The sequence below is a fragment of the Methylophaga sp. UBA3192 genome, assembly GCA_002363955.1.
Taxonomy (GTDB): Bacteria; Pseudomonadota; Gammaproteobacteria; order Nitrosococcales; family Methylophagaceae; genus Methylophaga.
In genome coordinates, this window is sequence record DEXE01000006.1 from 274,939 (window position 1) to 289,215 (window position 14,277).

The window sequence follows — 14,277 nt, forward strand, 5'->3', positions numbered from 1 at the left end:
GGGTGGTGTGACCCTTGATCTGAATCAAACACACAGCAGATAAACTTATACTTTCGGTTTAACCAGGCATTTTTGTCGTACACTGACTACCACGGTGTAAAATATTAATGCGTATATTTATGGCTTGTTATTGACCAAACCTTCAATACATCCCTCACCGATAAACGGTATGGCAATGGGGCTTCTGATCACCAATAATCCGGCGTATTAATCGTTATTTTTCAGCTGCCGGCAGGTTTGATTTTTTAATAAGGACTGCAATGGATGCCACCTAACCGAAATTCCAAACTACTTCGCGCAGCCATATTGTTAGTTTTCATCGCATTGTCGATATTTTTCTTGTGGCGCTGGTATCTGGCCCCTGATCCAAATGCCGGTCTGGTGTATGGAAATGGCCGGATTGAAGCGACAGAAATTGATGTGGCAGCCAAAATGGCTGGGCGTATTCAGGATATCCTGGTTCGGGAAGGTGACTTTGTCACAGCAGGTCAGGTAGTGGCCAGAATGGATACTGAAAACCTGATGGCCCAGTTACGTGAGGCCCAGGCGTTGTTTCATCAAGCCGAGAGCTCCGTGGCTATTGCCAATAGTCAATTGGTACAGCGCGAAGCAGAAAAACAAGCGGCATTAGCTTTGGTTGCTCAGCGCGAGGCCGAATTAAATGTAGCTCGTAAGCGTTATGAGCGGTCTTCGTCGTTAGCAGGACGTGGCGCAACATCCCAACAGGAAGCAGATGATGATTTTGCTCGTCAGCAAAGTGCCATAGCCGCGGTCAGTGCTTCAAAGGCACAAGTAGCCGCTTCCGATGCTGCCATTGTCACAGCCAGAGCTCAAATGGCTGGAGCCGAATCGGCTTTATTAGGTGCTCAGGCCAGTATTGATCGTATTCAGGCAGATATTTCTGATAGTGAGCTTAAAGCTGTCCGTGATGGTCGAGTCCAGTATCGTATTGCCCAACCTGGAGAAGTCATTGCTGCTGGTGGACGCGTATTGAATCTGGTGGATCTGCGAGATGTATATATGACCTTCTTTTTACCGACCAGCAGTGCCGGACGTCTGGCATTAGGTACAGAGGTCAGAATTATTATCGATGCAGCACCGAATTATGTTTTTCCAGCCAAAGTATCTTTTGTCGCCGATGTCGCCCAGTTCACACCTAAGTCAGTCGAGACTGCCAGTGAACGGGAAAAACTGATGTTTCGGGTGCGTGCCCAAATTCCTCAGGATTTGCTGGATGCGAATATTCTTCGTGTAAAAACCGGTTTGCCAGGCATGGCGTTTATTCTTGAAAATGCACAAGGAGAGTGGCCAGAACATATGGCGGTGAGGATTCCTTAATGACCTGGTCGCCACTGACGGAGGTTAACAGCAAGCGCCCAGTTGTAGTGCTGAAAAATGTTCGTCTCGACTATGGCAAAACACAGGCATTGAAAAATCTGAATCTCGATATTCCAGCAGGGGTGATGGTTGGCGTCATCGGTCCTGATGGCGTCGGTAAATCCAGCTTGTTTTCGCTGATATCTGGTGCACATGCCATTCAGCATGGTGAGGTAGAGGTGCTTGGCGGTGATATGCAGCAAAAAAAGCATCGTCAATCGGTTTGCCCACGGATCGCCTATATGCCACAAGGTCTGGGTAAAAACCTCTATCACACGTTATCTGTATTCGAAAATGTCGACTTCTTTGCTCGTTTATTTGGCCAGGATCGGGCTGAGCGTGAACAACGCATCACACAATTATTGCAAGCCACCGGACTGAGTGCTTTTGCTAATCGTCCAGCAGGCAAACTATCCGGCGGTATGAAGCAGAAATTAGGATTATGCTGTGCGCTGATTCATGATCCGGACTTATTGATTCTGGATGAACCAACAACGGGTGTGGATCCGTTATCCAGACGCCAGTTCTGGACCTTGATTAATCGCATCCGGCAAGACAATCCTCTAATGAGTGTTTTAGTGGCCACCGCCTATATGGAAGAGGCCGCAGATTTTGATTGGTTGGTCGCTATCAATCAGGGTCAGGTATTGGCTACCGGAACCCCGCAGCAGCTACTTGAGCAAACTTCTACCACCTCACTGGAATCGGCTTTTATTGCCTTACTACCGGCGATACAACGTGGTCGCCACCAAGCAGTTGTGATTCCGCCGCGTAATGAATCTATTCAGGATGGTTTTGCGATCGAAGCGGATAATCTCACTATGCGCTTTGGTGATTTTACAGCGGTCGATAGGGTGAGTTTTCGTATACCGCGTGGTGAGATTTTCGGCTTTCTCGGCTCCAATGGTTGTGGCAAAACCACCACGATGAAAATGCTCACTGGCTTATTGGCCGCCACTGAAGGCCAGGCCAGGTTGTTTGGCAACACCATTGATCCTCATGATCTGACAACCCGACAACGCGTGGGCTATATGACGCAATCCTTCTCTTTGTATGGCGAACTCACAGTCAGGCAAAACCTGGATCTGCATGCACGTTTATTCAAACTGCCATCGCAGAATATTGCGAGTCGAATCAGCGAAATGGCAAAACGTTTTGAACTTGAAACGGTGATGGATAGTTTGCCGGAGTCGTTACCGTTAGGACAAAGACAACGATTATCGCTGGCGGTAGCGATGATTCATGGTCCGGAAATGCTGATTCTGGATGAACCGACATCAGGTGTTGATCCGATTGCCCGCGATGCGTTCTGGCAAATCATGGCGGATTTGGCGCGGCATGATGGGGTGACTATCTTTATCTCCACACATTTTATGAATGAAGCGGAGCGCTGTGACCGGATTTCATTGATGCATGCCGGACGGGTATTAGTGACAGATACTCCCGATAACTTAAAAGCCTTCAAGAAAACCACATCACTTGAAGATGCCTTTGTCGATTATCTGCAGGAAGAAGTCGATCGACACGAGAAAAAGCAAGCGGTTGCCGAACAAACTGCTGAAAACACTCTGCCAACACTCATTAAAACAGCTGTTGCTACGAATACGGATAACCGATTCAGCCTGCGACGTTTATATAGTTACAGCCGACGTGAAACACTCGAATTGCTCCGTGACCCTGTGCGTTTAACGCTGGCGATGGTGGGGACTTTATTACTGATGTTTGTAGTCGGCTATGGCATTAGTCTGGATGTTGAAGATCTCAAATTTGCTGTGCTGGATGCTGATCAATCTGCTACCAGTCGTGATTACACATTGAATTTATCCGGTTCACGTTATTTTATTGAGCAGCCTGCGCTATATAGCCATGCTGAAATAGAAAAGCGCATGCAGTCAGGTGAATTGAGTCTGGCGATCGAGATTCCCTATGGTTTCGGCCGGGATCTGGCACGTGGTCAATCTGTAGAAATTGCTGCCTGGATTGATGGTTCAATGCCAACCCGCGGTGAAAATGTTCGTGGATACGTGCAAGGGATGCACGCCCATTGGCTCACCACTAAATCAAGAGAAATACTGGGCTCGGCGATATTCGCTCAGCCGGCGACGATTGAAACCCGCTTTCGTTATAATCCCGATGTGAAAAGTTTGGTGGCAATGGTACCCGCGATGATTCCTTTGCTATTGATGTTGATTCCATCCATGTTGACGGCGCTTTCGGTGGTTCGTGAGAAAGAGTTGGGGTCGATTGTAAATCTGTATGTCACCCCGGTCAGTCGTCTGGAATTTCTGTTGGGTAAACAACTACCTTACATGGCGTTGGGCATGCTGAATTATTTTTTACTGGTGTTATTTGCTGTCTTTATCTTTCAAGTGCCCTTTACCGGCAGTTTTCTTACCTTGTCGTTTGCAGCACTATTCTATGTATTTTGTGCAACCTCGTTAGGGTTGTTGATATCGGCCTTTACCCGCAGCCAGATTGCGGCATTATTTGGCACAGCATTACTAACGCTGGTACCCGCGGTACAATTTTCCGGCATGATTGATCCGGTGTCTTCGATGCAAGGTGCCGGCAGATGGATTGGTGAGATTTATCCGGCGACGCATTTTCTCACCATTTCTCGTGGTGTGTTTTCCAAAGGGCTGTCTTACACCGATTTACAATCTGCCTTTATCGCTTTGTTTATTGCGGCTCCAGCCTTATTATTTATGGGCGTGATGTTACTGAAAAAGCAGGAGCGCTGAGATGGGTGTCGCCAATCTGCTGCATTTAGGCATCAAAGAATTACGAAGTCTGGCGCGTGATCCGGTATTGATGATTTTCATTGTTTACGCATTCAGTTTATCAATTTATACCGCTGCGACAGCGATGATTGATTCCTTGAATAATGCACCGATAGCCATTGTTGATGATGATCGTTCACCCTTATCTATGCGTATTGTAGATGCTTTCTATCCACCGTATTTTATGCCTCCTGTACTGGTTGAACAGCATGAAATAGATGCTCGTATGGATATGGGAATTGATACCTTTGCTTTGCATATTCCGTCTAATTTTCAACGTGATTTACTGGCTGGTCATCAACCCGTTATTCAGTTAAATATTGATGCTACCCGAATGGGGCAGGCGTTTACCGGAAATAGTTATGTACAGTCCATTGTCAGTGGAGAAATAACAGCCTTTGTTGAACGGCATCGTCAAATCAGCACGACGCCAGCAGATCTGGTACTGCGGGCAAAATTTAATGCCGAACTCAATAGCCAATGGTTTGGCGCGGTAATGCAGTTGATTAACAACATTACGATGCTGTCAATTATTCTCACTGGGGCTGCGCTTATCCGGGAGCGTGAGCATGGCACGGTCGAGCATTTACTGGTGATGCCAGTCACACCGTTTGAGATCATGGCCAGCAAAGTCTGGTCGATGGCATTAGTGGTATTAGTCGCCACAGCTTTATCATTGTGGCTGGTGGTTCAGACATGGCTATCAGTGCCGATCCATGGATCCGTATGGTTGTTTCTGCTGGGCACCTTGCTGCATTTATTTGCAACCACTTCATTAGGCATTTTTCTGGGCACGATAGCCAGATCAATGCCTCAATTTGGTTTGTTGATGGTGCTGATTCTGTTACCTCTGCAAGTGTTATCCGGCGGCAGCACCCCGCGTGAGAGCATGCCGGAGATTATTCAGCACATCATGTTGATAGCGCCTAATACTCACTTTGTCATGCTGGCCCAATCGATTCTGTATCGCGGGGCAGGTTTCAGTGACGTTTGGCCACAGTTCCTTGCCTTGATACTGCTTGGGGCGGCTTTGTTCGGTATATCGTTGAGCCGTTTTCGCAAAACCATTGTCTCCATGGCCTAAGATCACCAGACCGATAAATCGTATTTATTGGCACAATGATAAAGACTCAATGTCATCAATATTAAATTGCATGAGCGATTGAAAAGTGGTTCTGGTCATAGTATTGATTACATAATCTGCAGCCCGGATTGGATTAACATAAATTACCTGCATTCCAGCTGCATGCGCTGCCCTGACGCCGGTTGGTGAATCCTCGAATACCAGACAGTGTTGGGGATCTACCTGCAGGACTTCAGCACTTTTAAGATATATTTCCGGATGCGGTTTGGTATTTTCAACATCATCAGCGGTATGTACGGAGTCAAAGTAGCGTTCGATGTTCAGGCATTGCAGCACGGTGTTGCAAACTGGACGTGGTGCATTCGTCGCTAAACCAATAGGTAATTGACCGGGCTTAAAAAGCGTATCAAGTAAGTTGAGCGCGCCTTGCATAGCACGGGGGCTTTTTTGAATCTGCAGGCAAACCTCTTCAATGACACGTTGCTCGGCAGCTTGAAGCGAAAAGGATGTAAGTGCTTTTGCCGACCAGAATTCCGAGACTTCCTGCATGTTCATATTGCGGGTCAATAATTGATCGGCTTCAGTAATTGAAATTCCGTAACTGGAAAAAACAGTTTTTTCAGCATCATCCCAAATCTGCTCGGAATCAATCAGTACGCCATCCATATCAAAAATAACGGCTTTAATCATAACGATTTCCATGATGATGGCAGTTTGGCTTCAAATGAAGCATATTTAGTTTAAACATTCGGCAACATTTCAGCGATTAATCAGGTCAGATACAAGGTTTAATTAAGTTAATCTACTGTTCGAGTAATGCAAGTAACTCAGACCAGATATTATCAAGTAGTTGCGGTTGTGCTTTTGCCGTCGGATGAATCCCATCTGCCTGCATCATTGCTTCACCATCATAAACATCGGCCAGAAAGAATGGTAAAAAAGCCACGTTATACTCTTTTGCCAGACTGGAATAAACATTGGCAAATGCTGTTGTGTAACGGGGACCATAGTTCGGTGGAATTTCGATGCCGACCAATAAAACTTTTGCCTCGTGCTGTTGGGATAACTGGATCATTTTGGCTAAATTATTTCGAATAACGTCAGGTGGAAAACCTCTTAAGCCGTCGTTACCACCTAATTCTATAACGACAATGGTGGGCCCATGTTTGTCCAGTAAATCGGGTAGTCTGCGTAGACCACCGTCGGTTGTTTCACCACTGATACTGGCATTGGCCACATGCCAGGTGCCAGGTGTCTTATCTTCCAGACGATTTTTGAGCAGCTCAACCCAGGCGGCATCACTGTCGATACCATAGGCAGCGCTGAGGCTGTCACCAACAATTAACAGGTTTTTTCGCTGTGGTTCAGCAGCTTGTGACTGAAAACTGATCAGTACTAAAAACAACCAGATAAACAATTTTTGTGACGATAATAAGGTTTTCATAACCACCCATTAATTATGTGAGGAAAGCATGTCCACTGATAGACAACCGGATCTTTCAAACGACTTCATGATACAGGTACAAAATCTGTCGCACTCTGTCGATTTAGGCACTGATAAGTTATCGATTTTGCAGCATGTGAATCTGGATATCCGTAAAGGTGAATCGGCCGCTATCGTCGGCCGGTCCGGCTCAGGTAAAACCACCTTACTGGGGTTACTGGCAGGACTGGATTTACCCTCCAGTGGAACGGTTAAGCTTGATGGACATATTATCAGTGCATTATCGGAAGATGAACGTGCCAGTCTCCGTTCGCAGCGTGTTGGCTTTGTATTTCAGTCTTTTCAATTATTACCGACGTTATCTGCAATCGAAAATGTCATGCTTCCCATAGAGTTAGCAGGACTGTCTAATGCTAAAACACAAGCTGAAAACCTGCTTGAGCGTGTCGGTCTTGGCGAGCGTATGCAGCACACACCACGGCAATTATCGGGAGGTGAGCAACAACGGGTGGCTATTGCCAGAGCCTTTGCCGTTGAACCGAAAGTGTTATTTGCGGACGAACCCACTGGCAATCTGGACACGCGTACCGGTGAAGCTATTACGGATTTATTAATGGCACTGAATCGTGAACAGGGCACCACGCTGGTGATGGTGACACATGATCAGCAACTTGCCGATCGTTGTCAGCGACATTTTGTAATTGATGCGGGTGTATTACATGAACATCACGCCGCTGATGCAGAGGTTATATCTGCATGAGTGTGACAGGTAAAGTCATTTCGTTTAGTCAGGATTTACGCGAACGAAACGTTAAAGTCATGTTGCTGGCTATGATTATTGCGGTTGCTACGGTAGCCACCATTAATGCCTTTGCTGATCATCTGCAACGTACGTTAATGACGTCTGCCAGTGCTTTTTTGACAGCAGATCGTCAATTAAACAGCCGAACCAATGCACCGATTCCAGAGGCGTGGTATGCAGAAGCAGAAAATTTTGGTTTAGAAATTGGTCGAATGATTGAGTTTGGCACCATGGTGTCTAATGAAAGCCAATTTCAACTGGTTGCGGTTAAGGCGATTGATAATACTTACCCGTTGCGAGGTGAACTTGAATGGCAGGCCGATCTGGAGGCGGCACGGCAAATTATTACATCAGGGCCCAAGCCTGGTGAAGTCTGGTTGAATCCACGTTTAATGCGCTTATTGGAATTACGTCCGGGGGATGCTCTGGAAGTCGGGGCTACATCACTTGAAGTGACTGGGGTGATCATGCGTGAGCCAGATGGCGGCTTTCGACTTTCCAATCTGGCGCCACGGGTTATGATGCATATTGACGATGTAGCGTCTACCGGGGTTATACAAGAGGGTAGCCGGGTGCGTCATCGTGGTCTGTTTGCCGGAGGTTCCACCAATCTGGCGGATTTTGAAACCTGGTTGGAACCACAGTTAACCGATAATTACCGCTGGGTAGATGTTCGTCAGGGAGAAACCCTGGGGGAATCTCTGGATAAAGCAGAAGGATTTTTATTGCTGGGCGGCAGTCTGGCCGTGTTACTGGCTGTAGTGGCCATTGCCGTTGCCAGCCGCCAATATGCACTTAGTCAGCGGGATCGGGTGGCCTTATTAAAAACTATGGGTCTGACCGGTAAACGTATTCGCAAGTTGTATTTATCCCGACTCGTCATCTGGGGACTGATATCGACAGTGATTGGCTTATTGTTAGCGATACCGGCAGCCTGGTTAATGGCCTCGATGACAGCTCAATTGATGGAACAACCGTTACAGTTTGAATTGGATTTCTGGCAACTGTGGCCAGCTATATTAACGGCTTTGGTCGCGTTGTTTGCCTTTGCCTATCCGCCAATAGATCGATTACGGAATACCCCGGCAATGCGTGTGTTTCGCAGCCTGCCAACCAATGATAAAGGTGCTTTAGCCAAAGATTTGTTGTTGGCTGTTGCGGTAATATTGGGTCTGTTGTGGATCTATGTCAGCGATCTTAAATTGGTAATAGCCTTACTGGGCGCCATTATCACTCTAGTCGTCACTCTGGCTATCGTAGGTGCCGGACTAATCTGGCTGTTACGCAAATTTACGGCAGGACAGGGTAGTTGGCGGTTAGCGGTCATCGCTTTGTACCGACATCGCAACGCCACCTTGTCACAAATGTCAGTGTTTGCCATGACGATTATGCTGGCCGCTACCTTGGTTCTGGTGCGTTCTTCCTTGTTAGCTGACTGGCAGGCACAGTTGCCTGAAGATGCGCCAAATCACTTTTTGCTTAATATTGCACCGGAATCTGTTAATGAAGTTGAAGCTTTTTTTACTGAGCATGATCTAAACAGAAGCCCGCTATACCCGATTATCCGAGGCAGACTGACCGAGATAAATGCACAGCCGGCTCAGGAAGTCGCGTTAAACAAAGATGACGATGAACTGCGGCGGGAATTAAACCTGACGATTTCAGATAGTTATCCGGATGATAATGAAATTGTGGCCGGACAATGGTTTAAGGCGGGAGATACCAAGGGCTTATCAATTGAGCAGTCATTAGCTGAATCGCTTGGAGTAAAGGTTGGCGATGAACTGGGTTTTACAGTGGGTGCTGAAAAAGTGACGGCTAAAATCACCAGTATTCGCAGTGTGCAATGGGACAGTATGCGGCCGAATTTCTTTATTATCTTTCCACCCAATGGTGCGATAGATGGATTGCCCAGTACGTCGCTTACCAGCTTTTATCTGGCAGAGCAGGATAAAGCACTGTTGAATGATTTTGTGCGACAGTTCCCAACGATTTCAGTACTGGAAATTGATCATATTATCGAACGTATTCAGCAAATCATCCGCCAGGTCACGCAGGCTGTTGAAGCAATATTATTAATGATTCTGCTGGCTGCCATTGCGGTGATGGTAGCCGTTGTCAGCGCGACGATGTCTGAACGACAACGTGAGGGGGCATTATTACGTACCTTAGGCGGTCAACAACAATTACTGGTAAGAGCCACGATGATCGAGTTTGCATTGATTGGCTTTCTAGCCGGTATTCTAGGGGTATTTGCTGCAGAAATAGCGGTTTGGGCTTTGCAAAGCCGTATGTTTGATGGCGAGTTTCGCTGGCATTGGCCGGTAGTGGTCAACTTGCCGTTTATCAGTGCTTTTATACTGGCGTTATTAGGACGCTGGCAATTAACGCCGGTATTGACCGTGTCACCCATGTTGTTACTCAGAAGACTGGAATAACGATGCCCGGAATAACGTTATCCGCATTGACTGTATTAATGAATGTTGCATGGCAAAAATAAACGCCCCATTATGTGCGGGTTTGCATCTTTGAAGATGCCTGTTTTGTTTAGGAATGGCTGTGCGTCGAGTTTATCGGTTTATTTTACGGGGATTACTGCAAGCGATATTGGCGTTTGTTCTGTTGAGTTTATTGCTGGTGTTGCCATTTCGCTGGGTGAATCCACCGATCACCATGGTGATGGCTGATAGATGGATTCATTCAACGGAAGACTTTGAATTACGACAATCCTGGTTAAGCTGGGAAGCGATTCCTAAACACGCGGCGTTAGCGGTGGTCACTTCTGAGGATCAGAAATTTCCCTTACACAGTGGGTTTGACCTAAAGGCGATTCAGCAGGCGCTGAAAGAGCGAGAGCGTAGGGGAGGCTTGCGTGGTGCCAGCACTATCAGTCAGCAAGTGGCGAAGAATATGTATCTCTGGACTGGACGCAGCTGGTTCAGAAAGGGCTTGGAAGTATGGTTTACCTTACTGATCGAACTCTCATGGAGTAAGCAACGTATTCTTGAGGTTTATCTGAATATCGCTGAGTGGGGGCCTGGGGTATTTGGCATCGAGGCCGCCAGCCAATATCACTTCAGACTTCCGGCAGCGAATCTGACCCCCATGCAGGCGGCTTTACTCGCGTCTTCATTACCCAGCCCATTAAATTACAATCCAGCGAGGCCAGCGCAGCATCTGCATAAACGTGCTGAATGGAATTTACAGCAGCAACGCAGGCTTGGTGGCGTGCAGTGGTTAGCGCCGTTAAACGAAAAATAATGCAAATCATAACGGGCCGATATAAATGTGAATCAGCTCACATGTCGACGACAAAGCATTGATTCTTCACATGAATTACACATCATCTTAATAAAATGAAAACGTATTAATTGAGTGATAACAGCTTCAATTAACAGTTTTTTCTATAACTATTGGGATTGAGATGATGAGAATGAATACGGAAATGCAGGATCTAGAGACTTGGGTCAGACATTACGCAGACCATAATGTGTTTGAACATAACGGTGAATTAATTGATAGTGAAAGTGCATTTAGTTCTGCCGGTTTACACGCCCAAGCCAAGCCAAGTTATCAGGACTGGCTGGTCACGGTTGCTTAATCAGTTCGAAAATCACCGTGGAGATTAACACGCCAGAAACAATGATTTTCCTGCAAATTTGAAATTCCAGTCTACTCTTTGAAAAGCAGCCGATTAAGCGTAATGTAAGTTCAGTTATGATGTTTCAACGCTTGTGAATTCGAGGATATTGGCTATGGATATGTCGCAGCACAATATGGAAAATCTGTTTATGCAGCTGGGGTTGGAGAGCAATGAGGAGGCCATTGAAGACTTTATGGCGGATCATACATTGCAGGAAGATGAAAAACTGGAAGATGCCAGCTTCTGGTCAGCATCCCAGGCAGCGTTTATTAAAGAATGTCTGGCTTCAGACTCGGACTGGGCAGAAGTGGTTGATCAGCTTAATGTTCAATTACGCCAGTAATGTTTCTTTACAGAAACATGTTTGATGGTTTAACCCTGAATCGTTTTTATGTCCAGTGAAAGACGTTGGGGTAAGCAAACACAGCTTGCCCTCAGACATTTTTCTATCGGTGAAGAAACCTTTCCCCGGGAATTTATTCGTGCATTAGCTATCGTAAAACGTTGTGCTGCCCAGGCCAATATGGATATTCGCCAACTAGATTTTCAATTCGGCCGGGCCATTTCTGAGGTGAGCCTTGAAGTCATAAACGGCGAACATGATCAGCAGTTTCCATTAAGCATCTGGCAATCCGGTTCCGGTACACAAACCCATATGAATATGAATGAGGTCATTGCCAACCTTGCCACACAGCGATTAGATTCTGCCAGTCAAATTCATCCCAATGATCACTGCAATATCGGTCAATCCACTAATGACAGCTTTTCGACTGCAATGCATATTGCGACGGTTGAACAAATTCATCATCAACTGTTGCCTGCATTGGAAAATATGCAACAGCTACTGGAGCAGCATGCAGACCAATGGCAAGCCATTATCAAAACTGGCCGTACCCATCTGCAGGATGCCACGCCCCTGACTCTGGGCCAGCAGTTTTCGGCTTATGCCTCGCAAATTAACGCTAATATCAGATGGCTGAGACAAGTCACGGGTGAATTATATTCGGTCCCTCAAGGCGGAACGGCTGTAGGAACAGGGCTAAACAGTACCGTCGGTTTCGCCGAAAAGTTTGCTGAATATTTAACTGAGTTTACCGGTTTACCTTTCACCGCCAGTCAAAACAAACTCTCTTTGCAGGCTGCTCACGATGGGCTGGTCAATGTGTCGGGGGGATTAAATACTCTGGCGGTCAGTCTGAATAAAATCGCTGCCGATATTCGTCTATTAGGATCCGGACCGCGTTGCGGTATAGGGGAATTAAAGTTACCTGAAAATGAACCCGGTTCATCCATCATGCCGGGTAAGGTCAATCCCACTCAATGTGAAGCAATGATGATGGTCTGTGCCCAGGTAATGGGCAACCATATGACGATAACCTTCGCCGGGGCTCAGGGACAATTAGAGTTGAATACGTTTAAGCCGGTAATCATTCATAACCTGCTGCAGTCGATACGATTGCTGGTGCATACCGTAAACAGCTTTACGGAGTATTGCCTGATTGGGCTGGAACCTGATCGACTACGCATCGACGCCTTATTAAACCATTCGCTGATGCTGGTTACGGTCTTATCTCCCGTGATCGGTTACGATAACGCCAGTTTTATCGTTCAACAGGCGCACGCTAATGGAACCACATTACGGGAGGAGGCGATACGCTCTGGTTATATCAGTGCAAAAGCGTTTGATGAACTTATCCAGGCAGAAAAGATGTTGGGGCCTGTTGAGCGTTCATCATCTGGGGATGAATTGAAAGATACATAAAATGGGTGTCACAAATGCTTTGGGATATTCATTGATAAAACAGTGACCAAACAGCATACGTAAGCACAGCTGAAAAGAGTAACCAACAACAGATTATCGCTACGGCAGCATAACGATTTTCCGGTAATTGAATTGGCTTCATTGCAGCTTTTGTCAGACAGTCAGCCCATACCTCCTCCGGTATCAGTTTTACGGTCAGATAAATACCCAACGGCAGAATAAGCAGTTCATCCAAATAACCGATGACAGGAATAAAATCCGGAATAAGATCAACAGGGCTTAATGCATACGCTACTACAGCAATTCCCAACCATTTCGCCATTTCAGGTACTGCCGGGTCCTTGCTGGCTAAATACAGAGCTGAGATATGCAGTTTCAGACCCCTGGCAAACTGTTTTAACGTATTTTTCAACATGGCTTTATATTCAGCAATAGTCAGTAATGCAAATGCACTCTTTTAAGACACTAATTTTATTGACATAAAATTCACAATAAATCCGTTTTAATTCCTTACAAAATGCAGTGATTAGTTGGTGTTTATTCATATTGATCACATTATAAAAATTGGATGGGTTTAGATGTTTAATAAAAAATTAAAAAGAGATTTAGCTGAGACATACAGTAAATATAATGAAATGAATAGTCTGATGAATTCAATCCAGTCATCAGTGGCAACCATCCAATTTGATAATAAAGGAATTATCGAAGAGGTTAACGACAGTTTTTTATCCGTTGTGGGCTATGAAAAATCTGAACTGATTGGCAAGCATCATCAGATATTTTGTGATGAGGATTATATCCAGTCTGCTGAATATAAAAGTTTTTGGGAGCAACTTACTCATGGTAAACAAAAGTCGGGTACGTACAAACGATTCACTAAATCCAGGCAAGTAGTTTGGTTGGAAGCTTCCTATTTTCCGATAACTAACAAGGATAATAAGGTTACCGGTATCCTTAAAATTGCAGCAGATGTCACTCAGTCTCATAACAACATGCGCGATCTTGAAGCAGCGTTTAGTGCATTAAACCGCTCGATGGCGATTATTGAGTTCACTCCTGATGGTCAGATCTTAAAAGCCAACGATAACTTTCTTTCGGTGGTGGGATATACATCAGAGCAGGTGGTTGGCAATCATCATCGTATCTTCTGTTTCGATCAGTTTTATGAAGAAAATCCACATTTCTGGGCAGACATCAGTTCGGGAAAATTCTTTTCCGATCAATTCGTCAGGAAAACAGCTTCCGGACAATCCGTCTGGTTGGAAGCCTCTTATAATCCTGTGTTTGATGATCAGGGCCAGGTTGTAAAAGTCATTAAATTTGCCAGTGATATTACCCAACGTATAGAACATAACGATAGAGTAATGCGTGCAGCAGAAATGTCA

12 protein-coding genes and 1 pseudogene are annotated in these 14,277 nt (G+C 45.8%); 10 read left to right on the top strand and 3 right to left on the bottom strand.

The features are described 5' to 3' along the window. Nucleotides 1–264: 264 nt before the first annotated feature. Genes B2337_RS08445 through B2337_RS08455 form a run of 3 tightly spaced genes read left to right on the top strand, consistent with a single transcriptional unit; the run spans nt 265 to nt 5,241 of the window. Nucleotides 265–1,338 carry an HlyD family secretion protein gene (locus B2337_RS08445; protein ID WP_292359742.1) on the top strand — a complete coding sequence of 358 codons (1,074 nt, stop codon included), beginning with the start codon at nt 265–267 and terminating at the stop codon, nt 1,336–1,338. Further along, nucleotides 1,338–4,118, top strand: coding sequence for a ribosome-associated ATPase/putative transporter RbbA (gene rbbA, locus B2337_RS08450; RefSeq protein WP_292413237.1), 2,781 nt, complete (start codon nt 1,338–1,340; stop codon nt 4,116–4,118). The genes B2337_RS08445 and rbbA overlap by 1 nt, the downstream gene beginning before the upstream one ends. A gap of 1 nt (nt 4,119) precedes the next feature. Continuing rightward, entirely contained in the window at nt 4,120–5,241 is a 1,122-nt protein-coding gene (locus tag B2337_RS08455; protein WP_292359738.1) for an ABC transporter permease, read from the top strand. Between the two features lie 24 nt (nt 5,242–5,265). On the opposite strand, the gene B2337_RS08460 is transcribed toward B2337_RS08455, so the two are convergent. Beyond that, entirely contained in the window at nt 5,266–5,931 is a 666-nt protein-coding gene (locus B2337_RS08460) for an HAD family hydrolase (protein WP_292359736.1), read from the bottom strand. Between the two features lie 112 nt (nt 5,932–6,043). Next, on the bottom strand, nt 6,044–6,685 hold the full coding sequence (locus tag B2337_RS08465) for an arylesterase (RefSeq protein ID WP_292413239.1): 642 nt from the start codon (nt 6,683–6,685) through the stop codon (nt 6,044–6,046). A 28-nt stretch (nt 6,686–6,713) separates the two neighbouring features. Between B2337_RS08465 and B2337_RS08470 the strand changes: the two genes are divergently transcribed. The 6 genes from B2337_RS08470 (at nt 6,714) to B2337_RS08495 (ending at nt 12,892) form a co-directional block, all read left to right on the top strand. Beyond that, the gene (locus tag B2337_RS08470; protein ID WP_292413241.1) at nt 6,714–7,445 is read left to right on the top strand and encodes an ABC transporter ATP-binding protein; all 732 of its coding nucleotides are present in this window, start codon (nt 6,714–6,716) and stop codon (nt 7,443–7,445) included. Beyond that, a complete protein-coding gene (locus B2337_RS08475; RefSeq protein WP_292413242.1) occupies nt 7,442–9,925 on the top strand; it encodes an ABC transporter permease in 2,484 nt (827 codons plus the stop codon). The genes B2337_RS08470 and B2337_RS08475 overlap by 4 nt, the downstream gene beginning before the upstream one ends. Before the next feature lie 115 nt (nt 9,926–10,040). Next, nucleotides 10,041–10,748, top strand: coding sequence for a monofunctional biosynthetic peptidoglycan transglycosylase (gene mtgA, locus B2337_RS08480; protein WP_292359730.1), 708 nt, complete (start codon nt 10,041–10,043; stop codon nt 10,746–10,748). Nucleotides 10,749–10,911: 163 nt separating this feature from the next. Then, a complete protein-coding gene (locus tag B2337_RS08485) occupies nt 10,912–11,088 on the top strand; it encodes a hypothetical protein (protein ID WP_292413244.1) in 177 nt (58 codons plus the stop codon). A 154-nt stretch (nt 11,089–11,242) separates the two neighbouring features. After that, nucleotides 11,243–11,473: a DUF2789 domain-containing protein gene (locus tag B2337_RS08490; RefSeq protein ID WP_292359728.1), complete on the top strand. Its 231-nt coding sequence runs from the start codon at nt 11,243–11,245 to the stop codon at nt 11,471–11,473. A gap of 48 nt (nt 11,474–11,521) precedes the next feature. Next, nucleotides 11,522–12,892: a class II fumarate hydratase gene (locus tag B2337_RS08495; RefSeq protein ID WP_292413245.1), complete on the top strand. Its 1,371-nt coding sequence runs from the start codon at nt 11,522–11,524 to the stop codon at nt 12,890–12,892. A 28-nt stretch (nt 12,893–12,920) separates the two neighbouring features. On the opposite strand, the gene B2337_RS08500 is transcribed toward B2337_RS08495, so the two are convergent. Further along, nucleotides 12,921–13,307 (bottom strand): YkvA family protein, encoded by a 387-nt coding sequence (locus tag B2337_RS08500; RefSeq protein WP_292413246.1) that lies wholly within the window; start codon nt 13,305–13,307, stop codon nt 12,921–12,923. Nucleotides 13,308–13,539: 232 nt separating this feature from the next. Here B2337_RS08500 and B2337_RS14450 point away from each other — a divergent pair. Then, nucleotides 13,540–14,232: pseudogene (locus B2337_RS14450) on the top strand (PAS domain-containing protein); the annotation flags it as partial. Nucleotides 14,233–14,277: the final 45 nt, after the last annotated feature.

Bases quoted from the DNA above. Each gene is read 5' to 3' on its own strand.
- B2337_RS08445 (WP_292359742.1), top strand. From the start codon at position 265: ATGCCACCTAACCGAAATTCCAAACTACTTCGCGCAGCCATATTGTTA.
- rbbA (WP_292413237.1), top strand. From the start codon at position 1,338: ATGACCTGGTCGCCACTGACGGAGGTTAACAGCAAGCGCCCAGTTGTA.
- B2337_RS08455 (WP_292359738.1), top strand. From the start codon at position 4,120: ATGGGTGTCGCCAATCTGCTGCATTTAGGCATCAAAGAATTACGAAGT.
- B2337_RS08460 (WP_292359736.1), bottom strand. From the start codon at position 5,931: ATGATTAAAGCCGTTATTTTTGATATGGATGGCGTACTGATTGATTCC.
- B2337_RS08465 (WP_292413239.1), bottom strand. From the start codon at position 6,685: ATGAAAACCTTATTATCGTCACAAAAATTGTTTATCTGGTTGTTTTTA.
- B2337_RS08470 (WP_292413241.1), top strand. From the start codon at position 6,714: ATGTCCACTGATAGACAACCGGATCTTTCAAACGACTTCATGATACAG.
- B2337_RS08475 (WP_292413242.1), top strand. From the start codon at position 7,442: ATGAGTGTGACAGGTAAAGTCATTTCGTTTAGTCAGGATTTACGCGAA.
- mtgA (WP_292359730.1), top strand. From the start codon at position 10,041: ATGGCTGTGCGTCGAGTTTATCGGTTTATTTTACGGGGATTACTGCAA.
- B2337_RS08485 (WP_292413244.1), top strand. From the start codon at position 10,912: ATGATGAGAATGAATACGGAAATGCAGGATCTAGAGACTTGGGTCAGA.
- B2337_RS08490 (WP_292359728.1), top strand. From the start codon at position 11,243: ATGGATATGTCGCAGCACAATATGGAAAATCTGTTTATGCAGCTGGGG.
- B2337_RS08495 (WP_292413245.1), top strand. From the start codon at position 11,522: ATGTCCAGTGAAAGACGTTGGGGTAAGCAAACACAGCTTGCCCTCAGA.
- B2337_RS08500 (WP_292413246.1), bottom strand. From the start codon at position 13,307: ATGTTGAAAAATACGTTAAAACAGTTTGCCAGGGGTCTGAAACTGCAT.